The 22394-nt window shown below is 62.2% G+C and carries 22 protein-coding genes; 7 read left to right on the top strand and 15 right to left on the bottom strand.

The features are described from left to right. Window positions 1-3 precede the first annotated feature (3 nt). Genes pdxA through lptF form a run of 5 tightly spaced genes read right to left on the bottom strand, consistent with a single transcriptional unit; the run spans window position 4 to window position 6670 of the window. Window positions 4-981, bottom strand: coding sequence for a 4-hydroxythreonine-4-phosphate dehydrogenase PdxA (gene pdxA / locus phaeop14_RS08940; RefSeq protein ID WP_040170721.1), 978 nt, complete (start codon window positions 979-981; stop codon window positions 4-6). Continuing rightward, window positions 978-2243 carry a peptidylprolyl isomerase gene (locus phaeop14_RS08935; RefSeq protein ID WP_040181071.1) on the bottom strand — a complete coding sequence of 422 codons (1266 nt, stop codon included), beginning with the start codon at window positions 2241-2243 and terminating at the stop codon, window positions 978-980. The genes pdxA and phaeop14_RS08935 overlap by 4 nt, the downstream gene beginning before the upstream one ends. After that, complete coding sequence (locus tag phaeop14_RS08930) at window positions 2228-4417, bottom strand: LPS-assembly protein LptD (RefSeq protein WP_096789322.1); 2190 nt, start codon at window positions 4415-4417, stop codon at window positions 2228-2230. Before phaeop14_RS08930 ends, phaeop14_RS08935 begins: the two co-directional genes overlap by 16 nt. A gap of 1 nt (window position 4418) precedes the next feature. Continuing rightward, window positions 4419-5522, bottom strand: a complete 1104-nt coding sequence (gene lptG / locus phaeop14_RS08925) for an LPS export ABC transporter permease LptG (protein ID WP_096789321.1) — start codon at window positions 5520-5522, stop codon at window positions 4419-4421. After that, on the bottom strand, window positions 5519-6670 hold the full coding sequence (gene lptF, locus phaeop14_RS08920; protein WP_040170733.1) for an LPS export ABC transporter permease LptF: 1152 nt from the start codon (window positions 6668-6670) through the stop codon (window positions 5519-5521). Before lptF ends, lptG begins: the two co-directional genes overlap by 4 nt. Window positions 6671-6918: 248 nt before the next feature. Here lptF and phaeop14_RS08915 point away from each other — a divergent pair, with 248 nt between their 5' ends. Both phaeop14_RS08915 and phaeop14_RS08910 read left to right on the top strand, forming a co-directional pair. Continuing rightward, a complete protein-coding gene (locus tag phaeop14_RS08915; RefSeq protein WP_096789320.1) occupies window positions 6919-8394 on the top strand; it encodes a leucyl aminopeptidase in 1476 nt (491 codons plus the stop codon). Window positions 8395-8428: 34 nt separating this feature from the next. Beyond that, window positions 8429-8902 carry a DNA polymerase III subunit chi gene (locus tag phaeop14_RS08910; protein ID WP_096789319.1) on the top strand — a complete coding sequence of 158 codons (474 nt, stop codon included), beginning with the start codon at window positions 8429-8431 and terminating at the stop codon, window positions 8900-8902. A gap of 20 nt (window positions 8903-8922) precedes the next feature. On the opposite strand, the gene phaeop14_RS08905 is transcribed toward phaeop14_RS08910, so the two are convergent. The 3 genes from phaeop14_RS08905 to phaeop14_RS08895 form a co-directional block, all read right to left on the bottom strand. After that, entirely contained in the window at window positions 8923-9504 is a 582-nt protein-coding gene (locus phaeop14_RS08905) for a retropepsin-like aspartic protease family protein (protein ID WP_096789318.1), read from the bottom strand. 68 nt (window positions 9505-9572) lie between these two features. Next, window positions 9573-10193 (bottom strand): MarC family protein, encoded by a 621-nt coding sequence (locus tag phaeop14_RS08900; RefSeq protein ID WP_024096902.1) that lies wholly within the window; start codon window positions 10191-10193, stop codon window positions 9573-9575. Continuing rightward, window positions 10193-12046, bottom strand: a complete 1854-nt coding sequence (locus tag phaeop14_RS08895) for an ABC-F family ATP-binding cassette domain-containing protein (RefSeq protein WP_040170744.1) — start codon at window positions 12044-12046, stop codon at window positions 10193-10195. The genes phaeop14_RS08900 and phaeop14_RS08895 overlap by 1 nt, the downstream gene beginning before the upstream one ends. 243 nt (window positions 12047-12289) lie before the next feature. Between phaeop14_RS08895 and ndk the strand changes: the two genes are divergently transcribed. Continuing rightward, window positions 12290-12712 (top strand): nucleoside-diphosphate kinase, encoded by a 423-nt coding sequence (ndk, locus tag phaeop14_RS08890; RefSeq protein ID WP_014874960.1) that lies wholly within the window; start codon window positions 12290-12292, stop codon window positions 12710-12712. A 102-nt stretch (window positions 12713-12814) separates the two neighbouring features. Here ndk and phaeop14_RS08885 read toward each other — a convergent pair whose 3' ends face one another. The 3 genes from phaeop14_RS08885 to phaeop14_RS08875 form a co-directional block, all read right to left on the bottom strand. Further along, the gene (locus phaeop14_RS08885; protein WP_096789317.1) at window positions 12815-13339 is read right to left on the bottom strand and encodes a DUF4112 domain-containing protein; all 525 of its coding nucleotides are present in this window, start codon (window positions 13337-13339) and stop codon (window positions 12815-12817) included. Further along, on the bottom strand, window positions 13332-13502 hold the full coding sequence (locus phaeop14_RS08880; RefSeq protein WP_014874958.1) for a YqaE/Pmp3 family membrane protein: 171 nt from the start codon (window positions 13500-13502) through the stop codon (window positions 13332-13334). The genes phaeop14_RS08885 and phaeop14_RS08880 overlap by 8 nt, the downstream gene beginning before the upstream one ends. A 69-nt stretch (window positions 13503-13571) precedes the next feature. Continuing rightward, entirely contained in the window at window positions 13572-13901 is a 330-nt protein-coding gene (locus phaeop14_RS08875; protein WP_096789316.1) for a TfoX/Sxy family protein, read from the bottom strand. Between the two features lie 238 nt (window positions 13902-14139). Between phaeop14_RS08875 and phaeop14_RS08870 the strand changes: the two genes are divergently transcribed. Further along, entirely contained in the window at window positions 14140-15510 is a 1371-nt protein-coding gene (locus phaeop14_RS08870; RefSeq protein ID WP_096789315.1) for an alginate biosynthesis protein, read from the top strand. Between the two features lie 90 nt (window positions 15511-15600). On the opposite strand, the gene phaeop14_RS08865 is transcribed toward phaeop14_RS08870, so the two are convergent. The 3 genes from phaeop14_RS08865 to phaeop14_RS08855 form a co-directional block, all read right to left on the bottom strand. Continuing rightward, on the bottom strand, window positions 15601-17355 hold the full coding sequence (locus phaeop14_RS08865) for a SulP family inorganic anion transporter (RefSeq protein WP_096789314.1): 1755 nt from the start codon (window positions 17353-17355) through the stop codon (window positions 15601-15603). 121 nt (window positions 17356-17476) lie between these two features. Next, window positions 17477-17689 (bottom strand): YgaP family membrane protein, encoded by a 213-nt coding sequence (locus phaeop14_RS08860; RefSeq protein WP_096789313.1) that lies wholly within the window; start codon window positions 17687-17689, stop codon window positions 17477-17479. 106 nt (window positions 17690-17795) lie between these two features. Next, window positions 17796-18473 carry a Crp/Fnr family transcriptional regulator gene (locus phaeop14_RS08855; protein ID WP_416011287.1) on the bottom strand — a complete coding sequence of 226 codons (678 nt, stop codon included), beginning with the start codon at window positions 18471-18473 and terminating at the stop codon, window positions 17796-17798. A gap of 276 nt (window positions 18474-18749) precedes the next feature. On the opposite strand from phaeop14_RS08855, the gene phaeop14_RS08850 reads away from it, so the two are divergent. From phaeop14_RS08850 to phaeop14_RS08840, 3 genes are read left to right on the top strand one after another with little or no spacing between them, the layout of a single operon-like run. Continuing rightward, the gene (locus tag phaeop14_RS08850) at window positions 18750-20174 is read left to right on the top strand and encodes a cytochrome ubiquinol oxidase subunit I (RefSeq protein ID WP_096789312.1); all 1425 of its coding nucleotides are present in this window, start codon (window positions 18750-18752) and stop codon (window positions 20172-20174) included. 14 nt (window positions 20175-20188) lie between these two features. Then, a complete protein-coding gene (gene cydB, locus phaeop14_RS08845; protein WP_040170763.1) occupies window positions 20189-21193 on the top strand; it encodes a cytochrome d ubiquinol oxidase subunit II in 1005 nt (334 codons plus the stop codon). Next, the gene (locus tag phaeop14_RS08840) at window positions 21193-21360 is read left to right on the top strand and encodes a DUF2474 family protein (RefSeq protein ID WP_096789311.1); all 168 of its coding nucleotides are present in this window, start codon (window positions 21193-21195) and stop codon (window positions 21358-21360) included. The genes cydB and phaeop14_RS08840 overlap by 1 nt, the downstream gene beginning before the upstream one ends. A 145-nt stretch (window positions 21361-21505) precedes the next feature. Here the strand turns inward: phaeop14_RS08840 and phaeop14_RS08835 are convergent, their stop codons facing one another. Beyond that, window positions 21506-22120, bottom strand: coding sequence for a response regulator transcription factor (locus phaeop14_RS08835; RefSeq protein ID WP_040170765.1), 615 nt, complete (start codon window positions 22118-22120; stop codon window positions 21506-21508). Window positions 22121-22394 lie beyond the last annotated feature (274 nt).

Here is a 22394-nt window from a genome sequence, read left to right as displayed (position 1 = left end):
GGGTCAACTGCGCGCCATGGACTGCGCCAGCCGCAGCGCCTCAATCAGGCTGGAGGGGTTGGCGATGCCCTGACCGGCGATATCGCAGGCGGTGCCGTGGTCCGGCGAGGTGCGGATGAAGGGCAGCCCCAGCGTAACATTGACGCCGCGATCGAAATCCAGCGTCTTGATCGGGATCAGCGCCTGATCATGATACATGCAGATCGCCGCGTCATAACGTGCGCGTGCCGCCGCATGGAACATGGTGTCGGCGGGATGCGGCCCGGACAGCGTGTAGGCGCCGCCCTGCATATCGGCAATCAGCCCGCGCATCCAATCCAGTTCTTCGTTACCCATGGCGCCCTCTTCACCGGCATGAGGGTTGAGACCTGCAATCGCAATTCTCGGGTGCGCGAGGCCAAACTGGTCGCGCAGACCTTGGGCTGTGATCTCAATCGTGGCCCGCAGGCGCGCGGCGGTCAGCGCCTTTGGCACCTCCGACAGGGCGATATGGATGGTTGCAGGCACCACCCGCAGCGCCGGACTGGCCAGCATCATGACCACATTTTGCACATTGCCGAGATGGGCGAGGAATTCTGTATGGCCGGGGAAGGGAAACTGCGCCCCATCCATCAGCGCCTTTTTGTGGATTGGTGCGGTACAGAGCGCGCTGGCCTCACCGGACTGCACCAGCGCGACACCGGTCTCGATGGCGCGGATGACACCGGCGGCATTGTCGGGGTTGAGCTGTCCGGGCACGGCCGGTGCGGCAAAGCCGACCCGCAGCACAGGCAGGGCGCTGGCGCTGACATCGGCAGCCTCAGCTGCATGGTCGATCTCTTGCCAGTCGGTTTCCGTGGGCAGGTGGGCCGGATCCCCCAACCACAGGAACGGGCAGCTGTCGCGCAATTCCTGCCAGGCCTTCACCGCCAGTTCCGGGCCAATGCCCGCCGGTTCCCCACAGCTAAGCGCGATGGGCAAGGGGCGGGCAGGGCGGCTCATTCGTCGCTGATCCGTGCGTCAGCTTTCAGCTGCTCCAGCAGGCTGTCAGCAAAGGCCCCGAGCCGTTGCTGGGTCAGCGCGTTGCCGACGCTTTCGCGGCTGGCTTCGGCATTCACCTCGGCGGTGCGGCCACAGAGCATCAGCAGCATCAGGGTCTGACCATTGTTGCGGGTCAGCGCCAGTGAGGTCTCATTGGGATCCAGCTTGGCCAGCTCAATGGCGATATCCTGCGGGATCTCCGCCGGGGCCAGTGTTTCGCGGTCCAGCACCGAGGGATCCTGATCCTTGGCCACACCGTAGAGGTCGTCACAGGTGTCGATGGCGTTTGCTACCTTGGTGCCTGCGGCCAGCGCCTCGGGGGTGCGGCCACCGGGCAGGTAATAGGCCGCATATTCGATGGCGGCATAACTTGGCGCCGCACCGGAGGTTTCACGCAGATCTCGCAGCTGGAACAGCGCAACGGCTCCATCCAGCGGCAGCGGGGCCGTCACCTCACCCGGACGCAGGCCCAGTACCACCTGTTGCAACTGCGGCGGCAGATTGGTCAGCGGCATCCACGGCAGCCGACCACCGCTCTGCCGGGTGGCCGTAGCAGAATACTGCTGCGCCGCCTGCGAGAAGGCACCGGTGGTGGTGATCCGGCTTACCTGTTGGGCGATGTCTTCAACCTGGGCTGCGTTCTGCGCGTTGATCGGCATGATCAGCTCAGACAGAAGCACCTCAACCCCGCCAGAGCCGGACAGCCCCATGGCGCGGTCGATTTCTTCCTCGCTCGGGCGGGCCTGCGCCAGATAGCGGGCGGCGATATATTCGCGCCAGGCAATGCCAACGCGTGTGAAATCACGCAGGGTTTCGGGTGCCACGCCGTTCTGACCCAGCACATTCAGGAATTCCTGCAGGCTGAGATTGGCGCGCCCGGCCAGCTCAGTCATGCCTTCGACGATCTCTTCTTCCGTGGGTTCAATCCCCGCCTGGGCCAGCACATCCAGCTTCAGTCGATCAAGGATCAGATCCTCGCGGGCCTTTTTCTGCGGATCGCCCGGATCGCGCAGCAGCGTCAGAAAGCGGGCGCGCTGCTGCAGCTCATAGTTGGTGACCACGGCGTCGTTTACCGTCACGGCCGGGGCAAACAACCCCTGCGCCGCCGCAGGCACGGGGCCAAACATGACCGCCGTTGCCAAGGCAATGGCTGCTGCGCTCTGGGTTAGGCGCTGAACGAAGGGGGCCGCATCTTGGGGCCGGAAACTCAGGTGTTTTTGCATGATCGCCTGTACTTCTTGCTGCCGCTGTCCACGGAAAACCCGTTTAACGCGATGGTAAAGCCGAAATCCGTTGTCGGCTCAACACTTGTTGTCGATGTATAGCGCCGGTTGACCGAAAGATCGACCTTCACGCATTCATTGGAATAAACCAGTCCCAGCCCGGCGCGGGTGGCGCGGGCATCCGAAATGTCGTAGCGCAGACTGGCACTTGCGGTCCAGCCGGGGGTGACCTCATAGGCGCCGTCGAACCAGAGTTCGGAGACCTCTTCGGAGCGGCCTTCTGCGGGGTCGGTGCCCAGCCACATATAGGTGCCGGTGAGGCGGCTGCGGTCGGTCATCCAGTCGCCGCGCACCTCTGCCTTGGAGAAGTTGAGCGAGCCGTTGAGCAGCCCACGCGTGGTGATCGCCAGATCGTCGTTCAGCTTCAGCTGCGCCGCCATCAAGAGGTCAGAAGACGTACCGCCAAGACCAGAGCTTTTGGTGAACCGGCCATCGTCGCTGTCACGAAACACCTGACCGATCGTGGCCGAGGCCTGCCAGCCACTGGGCGAGAAACGCGCCCAGTTCAGACCGTAGACCACGGTCACCCCATCCTCGCGCGCATCCGTGGCTGGAAACCGGGAGAGCTCCAGCAGGTTGCCGCGATCAAATTCGACAAAGTTGCTCTCGTCGTTGGGCACGGCCGTATCGCCGGTATTGGTCCAGCCGATTTGCAGGATTGGTTCCAGATATTGCGTCGCGCCGGATTGCTCGCGCCGGGTCATTGGCAGGCGGAAAGTGAGCGCACTGCGCGGGCTGAAGCGTGAGGTCTTGTTGGCAAAGACGCTATCATCATAAACCGCGAAGGCATCTGCCGCAGCCCCCAGCGACCATTCCGCCACCAACCCGCTGTCAAAGCGCCAGCTGCGCTGCCAATCCACATCAAAGGTGGCGCGCCCAACATCACGGCCGCCGGGATCTGTCAGAGTGCCTTTGATGTCAGATGTCCGGTTGTGACCGTGTGTTTCCAGCGACAGCCGCAGCTCGCCGCCGATCCGGGTCGGAAAGAACCGCTTCTCATAGTAGAGATTGCCGATGGAGGAGGGGATCAGATCCTGATTTTCACTATCCCGCAGCGTCTTGTAGGAAATCGCACTGGCGCGGAACAGGCTGTCGCGCTGCACTTTGGACACCACCACCTCGGAGCGCAGCCGGTCCAGATCCTGCAGGCCATAGTCCACCAGATAGGCGTCATCCGACACGGTCTTGAGATCAAAGCGCAGTTTGAACTCATTGCGCAGGTCAAATGTCCCCTCGGCAAAGACATAGCCGCGATCCTCGCCCCGGTACAGCTCATCGCGGGTGTAGGCGCCGTTGATCTCAATCTCACCGCGCCGGAAGGCCTGCCGGTACCGCATATCCAGCGTCCGGGTGCGGGACGAAAGGTACGGCGATAGTGTCAGGTCGCGGTGGGGGCCGATGGTCAGGAAATACGGCACCTTCACCCCGGTGCCGAGATTGGAGGTGGTGCGGATGGACGGGATCAGAAACCCGTTGGCGCGTTCCAGCGTCGGATCCGGCAGGCGGATGCCAGGAAAATAGAAAATCGGGGTGTCCAGCACCCGCAGCTGGGCGTTCTCAAGATAAAGCTGGCGTTCCTGCTGGTCGTGGGTGATCCGCTCGGCCCGGATCTGCCAGAGCGGCGGCCGCCCGTCGTTGCAGACATGGCAGGAAGTAACAGCGGTTTTGTAGAGCTGGGTATAGCGCCCGCCGACCCGTGTCATCTGCAAGGAGGCCAGTTGCAGCTGCTGCTGGAACACCATTCGCGCGCCGACAAGCAGACCATTGCGCAGATCGCGGTCCAGCTCAGCGGCATCCGCCAGAATGGTGATATCGCCGCCTTCGTCGATGCGAATTGGGCCCTCGATCTGCAAGGCGCCTTGCGTCTGGTCAAAGGTGATCTTTCGCGCTGTCAATCTGACATCGCCCTGAAACGCCTCGACATTGCCCTCTGCCACCAGGGTGCGGTCCGGGGTGATGAACAGCTGATCGGCCACCAGAATTGCGGGGGCGTTATCTGCTGGTGCGCTCACCGCGCCCAGCGGTGCGCTTTGGGCGCGGGCGCTCTCGGGCAGGGCAAGCTGACCCAGCGCCAACCAAGGCAGAACCGTCGAAAGCAGCAGGGCGCGGCGCATGTTATCCGTCCTCGGCATGTAAGAGTAACCCCATCGTCAGCAGGATAGCGGCCACCGGCGGTGCCCAGCCGGCCAGCGCCACGGGGATCTGACCATTCTCCCCCAGGATCTGCGCGAAATTGCGCAGGAAATAAAGCCCAAAGCCCAACAGCACCGCTGTCAGCACCGCCAGCCCCGTGCCACCAAACCGTGCGTGGCGCATGGTGAAGGCCGCGCCAACCAGCGCCATGGCGATCAAAAACAGGGGCCGCGCCAGTTCGACCTGCAACCAGACCTCATAGCGTTTGGTGGAGAACCCCGCCTCTGAGAGTTCGCGAATGGTGGCAGGCAGATCGTAGATCGAGATCCCCGTCGCCGTGCCCAGCGTGTCTCGGATCCGTTCCGAGGTCAGCGTGGTCGACAGGCGCAGGGTGGGGTGGCGCTCGGCATTGGTTTCCGGGTTCACGCCGACGATCAGCGGCCAGACCTTGGCCTTGGTCAACACCCAGTCACCGTTATCCAATGCAGCCTCTTCCGCCAGCGTCTGGCGGATCGGGCGTCCTTCCGGTCCGTAGGACAGGATCGTCACATCATAGAGCGTGATATTCTCGGTATCGCCACTATAGCCGGTGGCGTGAATGACGGATTGCCCCTGCGCGCCGCCCTGACGCAGCCACAGCCCCTCACCAGTAAGCGACAGCGCCGCCGGGCCGCCGTTGCGATAGGTCTCCGCCAGGTCGCGGTAGCGGTTGGAGGTCGCGGCCACGATCGGGTTCAGCGTGCTGACCGCCAGCACGCCAATGAGAGCCGCCAACAGGACCGGCGCCGCCAGCGCCCGGATGCCGGAGCGGCCAATGGCGCGGGTCACCACCAATTCGCTGCTGCGGGCCAGCCCGATGAACAGCACAATGGTGGTGAGGATCATGATCAGTGGCAGAAACTCACTCAGCGCGGCGGGCGTGTTCAGCAACGTCAGGCCAAACAGCTGGCCCAGCGACAGATCCTGCGCCTCGAACCGACGGATCTGCTCGTTCAGGTCGATCAGCATCACAAGGGTTAACAAAACCCCGCAAATCACTGCAAACCATTGAAGAAACCGGCGCGCGTAATAGAGGTCGAGGGTCATGTTGCGCGCTCCCTGCGGCTTTGGCGGCTGTGACGGCCCCGCGCCAGGATTGGCCCCAGTGGCTTCGCCGCCAGTTGCAGGAAGACCAGCCCGACCAGCAGCCCGATCAGCGTTGGCAGGTAAATCAACGGCCAGAGATCCGCGTTCTGCAGCACTGGTTCCGACACCACGCCGCGCAGCCCCTCAACGAAGATCAGCAGGACAAAGGCCAGCAAGGCCTGCCGCCAGACACCAAATCGCGAGAACCCGCCCAGCATCAGCGCAGCAAACCCAATCATCACCACTGCCACGCAGACCAGCGCCCGCGCAAACCGAAGGTGCAGCTCCTCCGCCAGCGCACCGGCGCTATAGGGGCCGTCGGCAATCAGCTTGGCGCGGTCGCGCAGCAATTCGAGGCTGGGGATCGCACGGATATTGCGGGTCTTTTCTTCAGCTTTGTTGGCAAGGCTGCTGATATCATAGGAGAAATCGGAGAATATGGTGGAGGAGAGCCGCTGCGTTTCCGCATTGATACGCTGCGACATGCCATCGACCATCACCAGATGAGTTCGCTCACCGTCGCGCACCAGATAGGCTTTGCCACCGGTGTAGGTCACACTTTCGGCGGGGTTGCGGCGGTCCGACAGAAACACGTCGTTCAGCGTGCCATCAGGATCAATCCGCCCGATATAGAATGTCACGCCCCGCGCCGGATGCAGAAAATCGCCCTCACTCAGCAGCTTGGCGGTCACATTGCGGGCAACCTCAGATTCGCGTTGCTCCAGCGTCGCAATGGACGCCGGCAACAGCACATGGGTGAGGATCGACATCATCGCAGCCGTGATGAGGCCAAACACCAGCGCCGGTTTGGCCATCTGCCAGGGGCTGGTGCCGGTGGCGCGCAGCACGGTCAGTTCGCTCTCGCTATTGAGCCGGTTGGTCACCCAGACTGAGGCGGCGAAGGCCGCAACCGGCAGCACCATACGCACCAGATTCGGCAGCGCCAGCGCGGTGAATTCGAGGAAAACCAGCGCCGACTGCCCATCACCGATCAACCGGTCAAACAGCACCACAGCGCGGTTGATCCAGAACACGGCCACCAGAATCAAGGCAAAGAACCCGAAAAACAGCAGGTATTGGGACAGCACATATCTGTCGTATCGTGACACGCGATCCCCCCAGATCCTACTGCCCTTGTTTTGAGGTGACCTTAGAGGATTTCATTGCCGGGGAAAACTGCATTCTGAACGCGCGCGACAGTCAGCCGGTGGCGGTCTGATACGCAGCGGCTTCCACGCCATCTGTGCCGGGCGCGGCGCTAAAATATATCTGACCCTAGTCATCGCCGCACAGGCAGGCTACCTGTTGGGCATTGAGGAATTGACCCTGAGAATTGACCCTGACAGGAGCCCCGAATATGCGTCCGCTGACCCCCACACGTTTTGTCGAATTTGATCCCAAGACCCTCTCCGATATCGAGGGCCGCGTGGTGGTTCAGATCACCCCCGAAGGGACATTGGGGCAGGCTGCGCGCACGGCCAATCGGCTGACCAAAGGCGCGCTGGCGCGTCTGGTCGAGGCCAAGAGCTTTGAGAAGGCCAAATCCGGCGATGTCATCTCGCTGGCCTGGCCCGCGGGCATGAAGGCCGAGGCGCTGGACATCCTTGTGACCCCGCGCCGGATCAGCGCCATTGAGGCGCGCAAAGCCGGGGCCAAACTCGCCGCCCGCAGCGGTGGCAAGCCAGTGACAGTGATGGCAGGCTCCATGCCGCGCGCCGCAGATCTGGCGCTGGGAATGGCACTGCGCGACTACCGTTTTGACGATCACAAAACCGCTGACAAGGATCCGTCCGAGGCGGAAGTGGTCATCGCCCATAAATCCCCCGCCGATATCGAGGCGAGCTATGGCCCGCTGGCAGCCGTCGCCGAGGGCGTGCACATGACCCGTGATCTGGTCAATGAGCCTGCAAACGTGCTGACCACCACCGAATTTGCCAATCGTCTCGCCGAGATGGAGAGCCTCGGGCTCAAGGTTGAGGTGCTGGAAGAGGCCCAGCTGGAAGAGCTGGGCATGCGGACGCTGCTCTCGGTCGGGCAGGGCTCGGACAGCCCCTCCAAGGTGGTTGTGATGCAATGGAACGGCGGCGACGACGATGCCGCCCCGCTGGCGCTGGTGGGCAAGGGCGTTGTCTTTGACACCGGTGGCATCTCGCTGAAGCCTGCGGCGGGCATGGAAGATATGACCATGGATATGGGCGGCGCCGGCGTCGTTGCCGGCACCATGCGCGCCTTGGCCCTGCGCAAGGCGAAGGCCAATGTGGTTGGCCTTGTCGGATTGGTGGAAAACATGCCGTCGGGCAATGCGACCCGTCCGGGTGATGTCATCAAATCCATGAAGGGCGACACGGTTGAGGTGATCAACACCGACGCCGAGGGCCGCTTGGTGCTCTGCGATGTGATGTGGTACGCGCAGGAGCGGTTCAAACCGGCCGGGATGATCGACCTCGCCACCCTGACCGGTGCGATCATCATTGGTCTCGGCCATGAAAACGCCGGTGTGTTCTCCAACGATGATGCGCTCTGCAATGCCTTCCTCAAGGCCGCCGAGGCTGAGGGCGAGGGCGCATGGCGCCTGCCGCTGGGCAAGGCCTATGATGATCTGCTGAAATCGCGCATCGCGGATATGAAGAACATCGGTGGCCGCGCCGCTGGGTCCATCACCGCTGCCCAGTTCCTGCAACGGTTTGTGCAGGACGACACCCCCTGGATCCATCTCGATATTGCCGGTGTGGCCTCCATCAAAAGTGATACCGATTATGCGCCCAAAGGCGCCACCGGCTGGGGCGTCATGGCGCTGAGCCGTCTGGTGCAGAACATGTTCGAAGCGGACTGAGACGGGTAGCGTGGGGCAGGCAGAGACGTAAACCATGGGTGCGGCCTATTTCTATCATCTGACCCGGCGGTCTCTTGAGGAGACGCTGCCGGTTTTGCTTGAGAAGGCGCTTGGCGCTGGCTGGCGCATTGTGGTGCGCGGCGTGGACCTGCCGCGGATCACGCGGCTGGACGAACGGCTGTGGCTGGGGGCGGAGGATCAGTTCCTCCCCCATGGCCTGGTCGGCGGCCCCCATGACGCGCTTCAGCCTGTCCTGCTCAGCCATGAGACCACGCCGGTGCCCGGCATCAGCTGCCTGATGGCGGTGGATGGGGCTGAGGTCGCGGCGGAGGAGGTCACCGCATTAGAGCGCGTCTGTATCCTCTTTGACGGCACCAACCCCGACGCGGTCGCCCGCGCGCGGGTGCAGTGGAAATCCCTCACCGATGCGGGCTGTTCCGCCCAATATTGGTCCGAAGAGAGCGGGCGCTGGGAGAAAAAGGCCGAGAAAACAGCGGGCGGCGACTAAGGCGCAGGTTGGCCCCAACCTCAGCGGGTCAGGATCAGCGATCCGTTGCGGATCTCGATGCTCGACCAGCGTTGCAGATAATCCATCCCCAAGAGCGACTGATCCATCTGCCCCTCATTGACCGAGAGGGTGATATTGCGGTCCGTGATGCCGCCCAGCGACATGCTCTCAACCTTGGCCAAGGCGGTGCGCACCTCGCCATTGGCGGTCCGTGCGCGTCCCAGATAGGCCAGATCATCGGGGTTCAGGCCAACCTGCCGGGCGTCTTCCTCGTTCAGCACCACGGCGCTTGCGCCGGTATCGACCAGAAACTGCACCGGCACGTCATTCACATCCACGGTCAGGTAATAATGCCCGTCGCGGGCGCGCGGCACATCCACACGGCCCGCGTCACGCATCACCACCTGCTGCGGCTGAACGGTGCTGCGGATATCTTCCCAGAGGCCGTAGCCCGCAATCACCCCAAGAAAGATGAACGCCCAGATCGCCAGCTGCTGCACTGTCTTGCCCAGCCCCTGCCGGTTCTGCACGAACACCCAGGAGCCAACGGCCACCAGAAGCAGAAGCAGATAAATCAGCCGTGGGGTGTCGATTGCGTCCAATGTCTGTCTCCTAAGGGGTGGTCGCCTCCCTATTCAATATGGGGAGCATTCGGCCACTTGCGAGGGGGTCAGCCTCCGGCAAAGCCAAAGGCGCGCAGACCGTCCAGAACAAACTGCACCGACAGCGCCGCGAGCAGCATCCCCAACAGGCGGGTGACGACAGTAATGCCGGTCTTGCCCAAAAGCCGCTCAAACAGACCGGAGAACAGGCACATGACCAGCAGGATACCCAGCACCGCAAAGACGACGCCCATCACCATGGCAAACCCGGCAAACCCCGGCTGCTGACCGGTCAGCAGGATCACCGTTGCGATGGAGCCGGGGCCGGCAATCAGCGGGATCGCCAGCGGAAAGACAGAAGGATCGTCGAAATCATCTTCCTCGCTGCGGTCCTCGCGCCGCTTGTTGCGGCGTTCAAACAGCATGTCGAGGGCGGTCAGGAACAGCAAGACGCCGCCCGCGATGCGAAAGGCGGCCATGGAGATCCCGGCAAATCCCAGCACGGCCTCGCCAAAGGCAGCGAATACCGCCAGCAAGATCGCCGCCGTCACAGTAGAGCGCAGGGCAATCGCCCGGCGCTGCGCTGGTGTCATGCCCTGCGTCAGCGCCAGAAAGATGGGGGTCAGGCCAATCGGATCCACGATCACAAACAGGGTGACAAAAGAAGTGATCAGAAAGGCCGTATCCATCACAGCGCCTCCGCTTTCTCCAGCTTCTCCACCGCCTTCAGCCACAGATCCTCTGCCCGGTCCTGCGCTTCCATCACTTCGGCGTATTTGCGTTGCCAGACCACGGCCTCATCCTTGCGCTCTTCGTCATAGAGGGCCGGATCGGCCAGCTTCTTGGCTAGCTTGTCCCGCATTTCACTGACCTTCTCCAGACGTGCCTCACCTTTGCGGACTTCGGCGCGCAAGGCAAGAAGCGCATCGCGCGAGGGGCGTTTGGGCTTTTCGGCCTTGGTCTTGGATTTACCCGCCGGTTTGTCGCGTGTCAGCAGCAGATCACGGTAGGAGGGCAGATCCCCCTCATAGGGTTTCACCGTGCCGCCGGAAACCAGCCACAACCGATCGGCCACAAGGCTGAGGAGGTGCATATCGTGGCTGACCAGAATAACCGCACCGGAATAAGCGGTCAGCGCCTCCACCAGCGCCTCGCGGCTTTCGATGTCCAGGTGGTTGGTCGGCTCATCGAGGATCAACAGATGCGGCGCGGGCAGGGTGGCCAGCAGCAGCGACAGACGCGCCTTTTGCCCACCAGAGAGCCGCCCGACCTCCGTATCCGCCTGATCCGACCCAAGACCAAAGCCCGCCAGCCGCGCGCGCAACCGGGCCTGTCCCTCATTCGGGCGCTCACGTTGCAAATGCTGCAAGGGGGTTTCGTCAATATGCAGCTCATCCACCTGATGCTGGGCGAAAAACCCGATCCGCAGCTTGCTGGATTGGGTCATCTTGCCGGTCATCACATCCAGACGACCCGACAGCATTTTGGACAGGGTCGATTTGCCCTCACCGTTTTTGCCCAGAAGCGCGATCCGGTCGTCCTGATCGATGCGCAGATCCAAGCGGCTCAGGATTGTGGTGCCGTCATAGCCGACCGATGCGCCCTCGGTGGCGATGATCGGCGGCGAAAGTTCCTCAGGTTCGGGGAAGGTGAAGACGGTGCGCGCCGCATCTTCGGGGGCGCGGATGGTTTCCATCTTCTCCAGCATCTTCACCCGGCTCTGGGCCTGTTTAGCCTTGCTCGCCTTGGCTTTGAACCGGTCGACAAAGGCCTGAAGATGCGCGCGGCGGGCGTCCTGCTTCTTGGCCTGTGCGGCCTGATTGGCGCGGTTTGCGGCGCGCTGGCGGGCAAACTGATCGTAGTTGCCGGAATAAAACGTCAGCCCGAGGTCTTCCAGATGCAGGATCCCGTTCACGGACCGGTTCAACAGCTCGCGGTCATGGCTGATGATGATCACGGTGTGCGGGTATTTGACCAGATAGGCCTCCAGCCACAGCGCGCCTTCCAGGTCCAGATAGTTGGTCGGCTCATCGAGCAGCAGCAGATCCGGCTGCGAAAACAGCACCGCTGCCAGCGCCACCCGCATGCGCCAGCCACCGGAGAAATCCGAACAGGGTCGCTGCTGCGCCTCATAGTCAAACCCCAGCCCCTTCAGGATCGAGGCGGCGCGCGCCTCCGCCGACCAGGCGTCGATATCGCTGAGCCGCGTCTGAATTTCGGCGATGCGGTTTGGATCCTGTGCCGTCTCCGCCTCCGCCAGCAGCTCCGCCCGCTCGGTGTCGGCTGCCAGCACCGTCTCGATCAGCGACACATCTGAGGCCGGGGCCTCCTGTGCGACGCCCCCAATGCGTGAGCGACTGGGCAGGGAGATGCTGCCGGATTCCAGCGACAACTCATTGCGGATGAGGCGAAAGAGGGTGGTTTTGCCGGTGCCATTGCGGCCCACCAAACCGACCTTATGGCCTGTGGGGATCGTGGCGCTGGCGCCATCGAAGAGAAGACGGCCTTCGACCGCATAGGAGATATCGCTGATACGTAACATAGAGGCGGTGTGGCCCAGTGACCCGGTGCTGTCAATTGGCCTCAGGACGTCTGACGGGTCAAAGCGCGCCGCGATGCGCGCGAACGGGCATATATGTCGCGACTTTGGCCAACTGATGGTCCCGACCGGGCAGGGGGAGTGCAACAACCCCCTTCCCATGAGGCGCAAGCCATGTTAGGCGGCGCGCGAAGTTTCCGGCCCCGGGAGGTCCTTTCCGCGGCCCAATATGCAGGAGTATGCCTAATGGCTCTGGAACGTACCTTTTCGATCATCAAACCCGATGCAACCCGTCGTAACCTGACCGGCAAAATTAACGCCAAGTTCGAAGACGCAGGTCTGCGCATCGTCGCACAAAAGCGCATCCACCTGACCAAAGCGCAAGCGGGTGAGTTCTACGCTGTGCACGCCGAGCGTCCGTTCTACGACGAACTCTGCGAATTCATGGCCTCCGCGCCGATCGTTGCGCAGGTTCTGGAAGGCGAAAACGCCATCGCGAAAAACCGCGAAGTCATGGGCGCCACCAACCCGGCCGACGCCGCTGCCGGCACCATCCGCGCTGAGTTCGCTGAATCCGTTGGCGAAAACTCCGTCCACGGTTCCGACGCACCGGAAACCGCAGCGGTTGAGATCGCGTATTTCTTCTCCGGTCTGGAGCTGGTCGGCTAAGCCACCGCTGTTTCAGTATGTGCAAGACCAAAGGCCGCGCCGGAGCATCCGGGGCGGCCTTTTTCATGACGCGCCTTTCGGCGCGACCATCGGTGATATCGGTCAACTGTGACGCAGCCGTGCCTCGCCTGCACCGGTCGTCGATACTTTGCTACCGCGACTGTGCAGGCGTTGCGGCAGGTTACGGGCGGCCTTCAATGTCTTGCGGGTCGGGGCGTTGATATGGTCGAACCCCCTGCGGGCCAGCCGTTTGGCCAAAGGCTCGCCCGCCATTGTCTTTTTTTCGAGGTGCCGCCTCAAGATGGCAACGTTGCGTAGATTGGCTTTCCAGCCAATGTCGAACAGATCGCCTACCAGGGGGATCGTGCCGATCACCGCGTCAACGCCGATGTTACCGACCATCCGCGCCAACGTCCCGGTTGAGGCCCCCATGCGGTAGCCGGACAGCACGATGTATCCCGCAGGCGCCAGCGCCAGTGCGTCGCCAACGCCCGGCACCAGGCCCAGGATGCTGTCCCAGCCAACCCGCGCGCCCAGGATAGGCACGCGGAAGGCGCGGTCCATGCCATGCGCCAGCCGCTCAAGCGACTGCAGGCGCTCCTCATGCGGGGTTTCGATATTAGGCATGCTGGGGTTCCCGTGCGATCACCCAGACGGCGTGAACGATACCGGGGATATAGCCCAGCAGCGTCAAAAGAATGTTGAGCCAGAAATGCTTGCCCAGACCAACCTGCAGAAAGACACCCAGCGGCGGCAGAATAACGGCGGCGATAATGCGAATAAGATCCATGATAGCTCTCCCAATTGCGCGGTTGCAGTTGCAGGGACAACGCGCAGCTTTGAGCAAAGGTTCCCGGAATCAGCGCCGCTCGATCACCCCGATCTCATTGAGCGCACGCTCGAATTCCGATCGGCTGGCATCGAAGCTGCCTGCCTTCAGCGCATCAAACCGTTTGCGCAGGGCCGCTTTCTCCGCGCCTTTGCAATCATTCCAGGGCCGCCCCTGCAGGGCCATCACCAATACATAGTAACCGATAAAATGTGGCCGGCTGCCCGCTTCCAGCAATCGGGTGTAAGCCGCATCCGCCCCCAGCGCGCGCAATGCCTCGGCGGAGGGGATACCCGCCTTGATACAGGCAGTTTCAAAGGCAGGGCCAAGGTTTCGAATGGCGGAGATCGGCGTGGACATAAAGAGAACATAGCTGCCGACTTAGCGACTGTCACGGTCGTATTTTAGGGAAATTTGAAAGACTTCTATGATGAACTAAGCGCCGGTCCAGCGCTAAGGTTGTAGGGCGCTATCCTTTTTCGCTCATAAAAGCGCCCACTGGATAGAAGATCGTCAACGCCGAATTTCTTAATGTGAAATCAACACGCCACCTCTGGCACGACCCAGATACGCCACGATACGCCGAAAGGAATGCAGCATGATCTACCCCATCGTTCTCGCCGGAGCTACAGACGCCGATATCGCCAACAGCGCGGATATGACGCCCCTGCACTTCGAAGAGGCCGCTGGTGTTGACAGCCGCTTTCAAACTTTGCTCTCGGCCCTCACAGTAGCCGAGTTTCACACACCAACCGTGCTGACCAGCAGCGCCTTTGCTGAGGTCACCGAGCGTCAGATGGCGGCACTGAACATCCCCGGCCGCCTGCTGTTGGAACCCGGTGCGACCAAATCCGCGGCCGGAACGGTTGCTGCGCTGCACAGCCTTGGCGGTTCTGCAGATACTCTGGTCCTAATTCTGCCCGCTGACCAGGATTTTGACTATGAAGGCCAGCTTCAAGAAGCTGTGGCAAAGGGTGTGCGGGCCGCTCAGCAAGGCGATGTCGTGATGCTGGGTGTGCAGACCGACCGCGCCTGCCGCAGCCGTGGCTACATTGAATGCGCCCGCAGCCTTGCGGCCGATGAGGCCACGCCGGTGAGCAAGTTCCTCGACCAGCGCAGCCCGGCCTTCGACGGTTGGCGTGAGCAGCCTGCAGCAAAGCTCTGGAGCACAGGCATCTACCTTGCCAGACTCGACACGCTGCTTGCCGCCTACAAAAAACGGGCTGCCAGGATCCTTATGCCCAGCAAAACAGCTGTGACCCGAGGCCGACTGACAGAGAGGGGGCTTACACTGGACGCCGAAAGCTATCGCCGTGCCCGCGGCAGCTCTTTTGAGAGCGCGATCCTCAGTCAGCATGACCGGCTGTCGGTGGTCGAGCTGGATACGGGGTGGGACGAAGCGGCGGCGTGGCAAGTGGAGCCGGAGGTTGCCAGTGACGCGGAGTGGAACGCCTGGCTCAAGGGCAGCGTCTCCGGTGAAGCAGACTGGTGCAAAACCCTGCCGCACAGCCGCAGAGTGAGTGCAGACCGCCCGGCCGGGACGGCGTGGCACAGCAGTAGGGAAAGCGATGCGGCAACTTTGGCCAGCTGGTATGCTGACCAGCTCCTTGAGGGGGGCACGTGTGGCCCCAATCAGACCACTGCGGAAAGCACCGCTGAAAGTTGGGGCCGCAGCGAGATCCTTGAAAGGGGTGCGCACTATATCGTTAAGAACCTGACCGTGATCCCGGGCCAGAGCCTGCCGCTTCCGGCGGCAACGCTGGGCACCCATTGGCGGGTCGTCGAAGGGGCCGCGATGATCTCTTCGCAGGAACGTGTGCAGATGGTCTGGCGGGATCAAAGCCTGACCAGCGGTGGTGAAATCCAGCAGATTGACAACATCGGTATACGCCCCTTGCAGTTGATCGAAGTGGCACCGGCCCGCAGCATCCGGATGGCAAAACGCAGGGTCTTGTCGGGCGTCGCTTAGGAGTCAGCTGGATCTCCGACAGGCGCCAAACCTGAAACACCACGGGCTGCAGTATTTTGCGGCCCGGTTTGCGTTTGGCCGGGACTGCGCCTAGTCCCTAAGGGACGGCGCGGAGAGACGTGTCTCGCCTCCAGCTGGCCGCAATGCCTCCACCGCGTCGTGCTGGCTCAGGAAGACCTTGCCGGTGAGGTGATCCAACAGTGCCCCGCGCCGCAACCGGTCCATCACCGGCCCCTTCACCTCCGACAGATGCAGCGTCACGCCCATCTCGCTCAGCCGGTGCATGATCTCCTCCAGCGAGTCCAGCGCGCTGAGGTCGATGTCATTAATCGCGGCGCAGTGCAGCACAACGTGATCAATCTGCGTATCATCCGCCACCCGCCGGTGGATGCAGTCTTCCAGAAACCGCGCATTGGCAAAAAACAGGCTCTCATCAACGCGCAGGGTCAGCAGGCTGGGGTAGGTCTCCACCTCATGGCGCAGGATATTGCGGAAGTGTTCGGTGCCCGGCACCCGGCCCACTTCGGCGATATGCGGGCGCGAGGATTTATAAAGATGCAGCCCGATCGACAGCACCACACCGGCGGAAACACCCGCCTCGACCCCCATCAACAGCGTCAGCGCGATGGTGGCCAGAACGGCGGCGAAATCTGCCTTTGAATAGTCCCAGCTCTTGCGCAGGATAGAGAAATCCACCAACCCCAAGACGGCGGTGATGATGGTCGCAGCAAGGGTTGCCTTGGGCAGAAAATAGATCAACGGTGTCAGGGCAACGGCGGCAATTGCCAGCCCGACCGCCGTAAAGGCCCCGGCCGCCGGGGTTTCCGCTCCGGCGTCAAAATTCACCACTGACCGGGAAAACCCGCCAGTCACCGGGAACCCGCCGGTGAAGGCCGCGCCGAGATTGGCGGTGCCCAGACCGATCAGTTCCTGATCCGGGTCGATCCGCTGGCGCCGTTTCGCAGCAAGGGTCTGCGCCACGGAAATCGATTCCACAAATCCAATGACGGAAATCAGCACCGCAGGCAGCAGCAGCTGCGCCAGCAGATCCTGTGACAGATCTGGCAGGGTGAGGGGCGGCAGCGCCTGCGGCACCGCGCCGACAATCTTCACACCGCTCTGCGCCAGCCCCAGTCCCCAGACCGCCAGCGTGGTGACGACAACCGCGGCAACCGGCCCGGCCTTGGTCAGAAAACCCGCCAGGCGCGTCCCGACCCCAAGTCGGCGCAGGGCCGGGTTCAGCCCGCGCCGCACCCAGAACAGAAACGCGGTTGCGCCACCGCCGATCAGCGCAGTTGGCCAGTTGAGCTGCGGCAGATGCTCCAGCAGCGACAGGAGCAACTCAGGCAGGGTGTGCCCCTCCGCATGGATCCCCAGCAAATGCTTGATCTGACTGGTGGCGATCAGCACGCCAGAGGCTGTGATAAATCCGGCAATCACCGGATGCGACAGGAAATTCGCAAGAAACCCCAGCCGCAGCAGCCCCATCGCCAATAAGATCGCCCCCGACAGGGCGGCCAGCGACAGGGCCGCAACCGCGTGGCCCATACTACCCTGTGCGGCGATCTCACTCAGGCTCGCGGCGGTCATCAGGGAGACCACGGCGACGGGTCCCACCGCCAAGGCGCGGCTGGTGCCAAACACCGCATAAAGCAGGATCGGCACGATTGACGCATATAACCCGGCCTCAGGCGGCAAACCCGCCAGCAACGCATAGGCCAGCGACTGCGGGATCAGCATAATGGTGACAATCACCGCCGCGATCAGGTCATTGGTCAGGGTCAGGCGGTCATATTCCCGCCCCCAGGTCAACAGCGGGACATAGCGGGTCAGGAGAGAGGGCATTCAGGTCTTTCTTTGCGTGTGACATGCGGTCTCGCAGCGGGGCGTGTCTCAAACCGGCGCATCACCTTGAACGACAGCGCGGCGCCGGGGTCAAGCGACCAGCCGGACAACAGGATCGGGATCAGAGCTTGCAGCTGCGCAGGCCCAGAAGCGTGTAGACCGGACAGCTGCGGGTCAGCGCCACCAGTAGCATCACCGCCCCGACAACCACCGACAATACCGTGGCCCAGGTTGCGGCAAAAATGGCAAATCCGCTGACAAAAGGCGCGGCAATGAGGGCCAGGCCCAGCATCAGGCGCATTATCCGGTCTAGGGTGCCCACGTTTCGGGTCATCTTATCTACTCCTTGGCGATGTCTCCTCAACAGAAACCGCAGATTGCCCCGTTCTGTCTGTGACAAAGTCACCCTGAGGCAAAACTATCGCCGAAACCGGCGCGCCTCAGCGTCCGGCCAGCTGCCGCAGGGCCTCGCGGTTCACAAGGACAACACTGCCACGCGCCAGCTGCACCCAGCCGCGGCGCTGAAACTCCTGCATCTGGCGCGACACCACCTCGCGGGCGGTGCCCAGATCCACGGCCAGTTGCTGATGGGTCACCGCCAAGTGATCATCTGCTCCGGCCAGATCCAAAAGCCCCTGCGCCAGCCGCACGTCAACGCGCTGAAACGCGACCTCGTCAATTACCAGAAACAAATCAGTGATCCGCTTGGAGAAGGCCGAGAAGACAAAGCTGCGGAACTCTGCCGAGGTGGCGACCAGCGCGTCAAACACTGACCGGGGCAGGGCTGCGGCAGCCACATCCGTCTCGGCAATGCCTTCTGCCGCATAGTCTTCATAGGCGAGCAAGCAGGCGGTGGTCAGCACACAGCTGTCGCCCGCGTTGATCCGGTACAGCAGGATCTCGCGCCCGCTGTCAGAGACCTGCTGCACCCGGACCGTGCCATCCAAGAGGAACAGCATGTTTTCGGGCGACTTGCCGGGACCAAAAATCACCGCGCCCTTTGGGACCTTCACCAACGCGGATTCGGCGAAGATATGCGCCTTGGCCTTCGCATCCAGCCTGGCCAATCCGGCGAAACGATCAATCCAGAGGGGCTCTGCCGGGGTCATAACTGTCATTCCGTTCCTGCTTGCGCCATTCTGCCACCTTCACCGCAGCCAGAGGGGTTGCTGTTGCCCCAAGGCATTGAAACAGGCTGTGCAACGGCATTTTCAGGGACTAGCATAAATGGGTGCGGTTCGGAAAACCTGAGACCTGTCGCCGCGCTGCGGCTTTCTGCCACCTGCAATTCTGCGCTTCGGTATTAGCTTTGTCACAAGAAGAAGGCCGCGCCACCACAGTTCGCACTCCTAACCGGTCAGGGGCGGCACCGAGTTCTAGGAAAGAGACCAGATATGTTTGATGGCCTGACAGCCGAGACTCTGGCACGTATGCAATTTGCGTTCACCGTCTCGTTTCACATCATCTTCCCGGCATTCTCCATCGGTTTGGCCAGCTATCTGGCCGTGCTGAACGCGCAGTGGCTGCGCACCCGGGATGAAACCTACTACACCCTGTTTGAATACTGGAAAAAGATCTTCGCAGTCGCCTTTGGCATGGGGGTCGTCTCCGGCATCGTGATGTCCTACCAGTTTGGCACCAATTGGTCGGTGTTCTCGGACAAGACCGGTCCGGTGCTGGGTCCGTTGATGGCCTATGAGGTGCTGTCTGCGTTCTTCCTTGAGGCTGGGTTCCTCGGCATCATGCTGTTTGGCCGTGCCCGCGTTGGAGATCGGCTGCATATGTTCGCCACCGCCATGGTGGCCTTTGGCACGTTGATGTCGGCGACATGGATCCTCAGCGTGAACAGCTGGATGCAGACACCCGCAGGCTATAGCATCAATGAGGTCGGTCAGTTTGTGCCGGAGGATTGGTGGCAGATCGTCTTTAATCCCTCCTTCCCCTACCGTTTGGTGCATATGGTTCTGGCGGCGTTCCTGACCACCGCGCTGGTGGTGGGCGGCGTCGGTGCCTTGCATTTGCTGCGTGACAAAACCGATGTGGCAGCCCGGCGGATGTTTTCCATGGCGATGTGGATGCTGATCGTGGTCGCCCCGCTGCAGATCTTTGCCGGTGATATGCACGGGCTGAACACGCTGGAGCACCAACCGGCCAAGGTCATGGCAATGGAAGGTCACTATGACAGCCACCCTGAGGGCGCCCCGCTGATCCTGTTTGGCCTGCCGAATGCCGAAACAAAAACAATCGACTACGCCATTGAGATCCCTAAACTCTCAAGCCTGATCCTGAAACATGATCTGAACGCGCCGCTGGCCGGGCTGGACACCATCCCGGACGAAGACGAGCCGCCGGTTGCCATCCTGTTCTGGAGCTTCCGGGTGATGGTTGGTCTTGGGTTTGCGATGGCGGGTCTTGGGCTGTGGTCGCTTTGGGGGCGTCTGCGCGGGCAGCTCTATAACAGTCGCTGGCTGCACCGCGCCTCGATTGCGATGGGGCCGATGGGGTTTGTGGCGGTTCTGGCCGGTTGGATCACCACCGAGGTCGGGCGCCAGCCGTTTACGGTCTATGGTCTGCTGCGCACCTCCGACAGTCTGGCGCCCGTGTCCGCACCTGCGGTCGCGGCCTCGCTGACGGCGTTTGTGATTGTCTATTTCTTCATCTTCGGGGCCGGAACCTTCTACATCCTGCGGATGATGAACAAGGCACCGGCGACCCGCAACCTTGGTCTGCGTGACGGGCCGGTGCGGGCGGCGGGCATCACCCCGGCGCAGCAGGTCGACCCCGACATCACCGATGATCCCACACCGCAAGGCAACTGACAGAGGTCCTTACTATGTTGTTTGATCTATCCTTCATCTGGGCCGGGATCATCGCCTTTGCGGTGCTGACCTATGTTGTCCTCGACGGGTTCGACCTTGGCGTCGGCATCCTGTTCCCCTTCGCCACCTCAGAGCGCGACCGTGCCACCATGATGAACTCCATCGCGCCGGTCTGGGACGGCAATGAGACCTGGCTGGTCCTTGGCGGCGGCGGGCTGTTTGCGGTCTTTCCGCTTGCCTATGCGGTGATCATGCCAGCACTCTATATGCCCATCACCCTGATGCTGCTGGCGCTGGTGTTTCGCGGTGTGGCCTTTGAATACCGCTGGCGCACCACCCGCTGGCGCGGCGTCTGGGACAGCGCGTTCTTCGGCGGTTCCGTGGTGGCTGCTACCATGCAGGGCATCGCGCTGGGCGCGCTGGTTCAGGGGATCGAGATCGAGGGCCGCGCCTATGCGGGTGGCTGGTGGGACTGGCTGACGCCGTTCTCGGTCCTCACCGGGTTGGCAGTGCTGACGGGCTATGCGCTGCTGGGCGCGACCTGGCTCAATATGAAGACCGAGGGTGAGCTGCAGCGCCAGATGCGCGGCTACGCCCGCTGGCTTGCGGCGGCGACGCTGGTTGCAATCGGGCTGGTCAGCCTGCTGACGCCGTTTCAGGATCCGGAGTATTTCCGCCGCTGGTTTAACCTGCCCGGCAGCCTGTTCAGCCTATTGGTGCCAGGACTGGTCGCGCTGTGCAGCTACGCGCTGTTTCAGGGGCTGAAGGGCACGCGGGATGCGCAGCCATTCCTCGCCGCACTTGGGCTGTTTGTTCTCAGCTTCATCGGGATAGGTATCAGTTTCTACCCGTTCATCGTGCCGCCGGGCCTGACCATCGCCGAGGCTGCTGCCCCGGATGAAAGCCTGATGTTCACACTGGTCGGCGCGGTGGTGCTGGTGCCGCTGATCCTGGGCTACACCGCTTATGCCTATTGGGTGTTTCGCGGCAAAATCAACCCGGAGGAGGGCTACCACTGATGCAGGGAAAGCCCGTGAAACCCCGTCGTGAGTGCCAGTCCCCCCAGCCCGAACCGGGCGCGCGGCGCCCTATGGGTCGACTGATGTGGTTCGCGGCGATCTGGATTGCCAGCGTCGCGGCCCTGGGCGGCGTGGCCTATGTCATCCGCTGGGCGGTGGTTCCCTGATTTCGGTAGCCGGAGCGGGTTTATAGGCCCATCATCCGCGCCCGACGGTATATTCAGGATAAAAAAGCGCACTCAGCCACCGGGCTGGGCGCGCTTTCATGATTGAAGCGACTGTTACCAGATATGGTAGAGGCCGGCTGGCGGCTTAAAAAAGGCCAGCCTCCTTGGCTGTCAGCGCGGCTTGGGTGCGGTTCTTGGCCTCAAGCTTGCGACAGAGCGTGCGGACATGCAGCTTGATTGTGACCTCCTGCAACTCCAGCTCGCGGGCGATTTCCTTGTTCGACAGACCGCGACATAGCCCGTCCAGCACCTCAATTTCGCGCGGGCTCAGCTTGTCAGCGAGCGGGTGGGCAGGCGCCTCTGCCTCCTTGCGCATCAGCTCAACCGGGACGTAGATTTCCCCGGCGCTCATGAACCGCACGGCATTCAGAAGCGACTGCGCGCCCATTGTTTTCGGGATGAAGCCAACGGCCCCGGCATCCAATGCCTCCTGCGCCGTGCGGCTGGGCGCACTGCCAGAGATGATCGCAACCCCCTTGCCACCATTGGCTTTCAGCGCGGTGCCCAACCCGGCGAGCCCCTGCATGCCAGGCATATTGTAATCCAGCAGGACCAAATCATAAGGCCCGTTTTCTTCAATTTCACTCAGCGCGCCGGGCAGATCGATGGTCGAGGTCACGGCGGCACCACCTTCTGATTTCAGATAGGCGGATATTGTTTCGCGAACCATGTCGTGATCGTCCGCCAAAAGAATACGCATGTAAGCTCCTGCTAAGTACCGGCTTTGATGTTAGGATAACCGTAATTTGGTTGATAAAATGTCAATCGCCCTTTGAGATGGGGCGCCGTGGTCTTTGGCCGTAGGTCGGGCTGGGCCGGGTGAAGGGTTGGGCCGTGGGTGTGGCGGCGGTTGGGGCAGCGGCTGGGGCAAGGGGATCAAATCCGTCCCTCCAAACCCGTAAGCCAGCTCCTATTTTGCCCTTCTGCGGGCGCAACCGCACGTAAAATCGTCCTCAGGTGGCAAAAAATCGCAG

The organism is Phaeobacter piscinae (genome assembly GCF_002407245.1).
GTDB classification, from domain to species: Bacteria; Pseudomonadota; Alphaproteobacteria; order Rhodobacterales; family Rhodobacteraceae; genus Phaeobacter; species Phaeobacter piscinae.
The sequence above is the reverse complement of the archived record's forward strand: the minus strand, read 5'-3'. Positions and strand labels throughout refer to the sequence as shown.

What these genes read in the sequence shown, in the direction of transcription:
- lptG (WP_096789321.1), bottom strand. Translation starts at nt 5,522, where the DNA reads ATGACCCTCGACCTCTATTACGCGCGCCGGTTTCTTCAATGGTTTGCA.
- phaeop14_RS08840 (WP_096789311.1), top strand. Translation starts at nt 21,193, where the DNA reads ATGCAGGGAAAGCCCGTGAAACCCCGTCGTGAGTGCCAGTCCCCCCAG.
- phaeop14_RS08885 (WP_096789317.1), bottom strand. Translation starts at nt 13,339, where the DNA reads ATGCCTAATATCGAAACCCCGCATGAGGAGCGCCTGCAGTCGCTTGAG.
- phaeop14_RS08910 (WP_096789319.1), top strand. Translation starts at nt 8,429, where the DNA reads ATGGGTGCGGCCTATTTCTATCATCTGACCCGGCGGTCTCTTGAGGAG.
- pdxA (WP_040170721.1), bottom strand. Translation starts at nt 981, where the DNA reads ATGAGCCGCCCTGCCCGCCCCTTGCCCATCGCGCTTAGCTGTGGGGAA.
- phaeop14_RS08850 (WP_096789312.1), top strand. Translation starts at nt 18,750, where the DNA reads ATGTTTGATGGCCTGACAGCCGAGACTCTGGCACGTATGCAATTTGCG.
- phaeop14_RS08915 (WP_096789320.1), top strand. Translation starts at nt 6,919, where the DNA reads ATGCGTCCGCTGACCCCCACACGTTTTGTCGAATTTGATCCCAAGACC.
- phaeop14_RS08900 (WP_024096902.1), bottom strand. Translation starts at nt 10,193, where the DNA reads ATGGATACGGCCTTTCTGATCACTTCTTTTGTCACCCTGTTTGTGATC.
- phaeop14_RS08930 (WP_096789322.1), bottom strand. Translation starts at nt 4,417, where the DNA reads ATGCGCCGCGCCCTGCTGCTTTCGACGGTTCTGCCTTGGTTGGCGCTG.
- phaeop14_RS08870 (WP_096789315.1), top strand. Translation starts at nt 14,140, where the DNA reads ATGATCTACCCCATCGTTCTCGCCGGAGCTACAGACGCCGATATCGCC.
- phaeop14_RS08880 (WP_014874958.1), bottom strand. Translation starts at nt 13,502, where the DNA reads ATGGATCTTATTCGCATTATCGCCGCCGTTATTCTGCCGCCGCTGGGT.
- phaeop14_RS08855 (WP_416011287.1), bottom strand. Translation starts at nt 18,473, where the DNA reads ATGACAGTTATGACCCCGGCAGAGCCCCTCTGGATTGATCGTTTCGCC.
- phaeop14_RS08865 (WP_096789314.1), bottom strand. Translation starts at nt 17,355, where the DNA reads ATGCCCTCTCTCCTGACCCGCTATGTCCCGCTGTTGACCTGGGGGCGG.
- phaeop14_RS08860 (WP_096789313.1), bottom strand. Translation starts at nt 17,689, where the DNA reads ATGACCCGAAACGTGGGCACCCTAGACCGGATAATGCGCCTGATGCTG.
- phaeop14_RS08875 (WP_096789316.1), bottom strand. Translation starts at nt 13,901, where the DNA reads ATGTCCACGCCGATCTCCGCCATTCGAAACCTTGGCCCTGCCTTTGAA.
- phaeop14_RS08895 (WP_040170744.1), bottom strand. Translation starts at nt 12,046, where the DNA reads ATGTTACGTATCAGCGATATCTCCTATGCGGTCGAAGGCCGTCTTCTC.
- ndk (WP_014874960.1), top strand. Translation starts at nt 12,290, where the DNA reads ATGGCTCTGGAACGTACCTTTTCGATCATCAAACCCGATGCAACCCGT.
- phaeop14_RS08935 (WP_040181071.1), bottom strand. Translation starts at nt 2,243, where the DNA reads ATGCAAAAACACCTGAGTTTCCGGCCCCAAGATGCGGCCCCCTTCGTT.
- phaeop14_RS08835 (WP_040170765.1), bottom strand. Translation starts at nt 22,120, where the DNA reads ATGCGTATTCTTTTGGCGGACGATCACGACATGGTTCGCGAAACAATA.
- cydB (WP_040170763.1), top strand. Translation starts at nt 20,189, where the DNA reads ATGTTGTTTGATCTATCCTTCATCTGGGCCGGGATCATCGCCTTTGCG.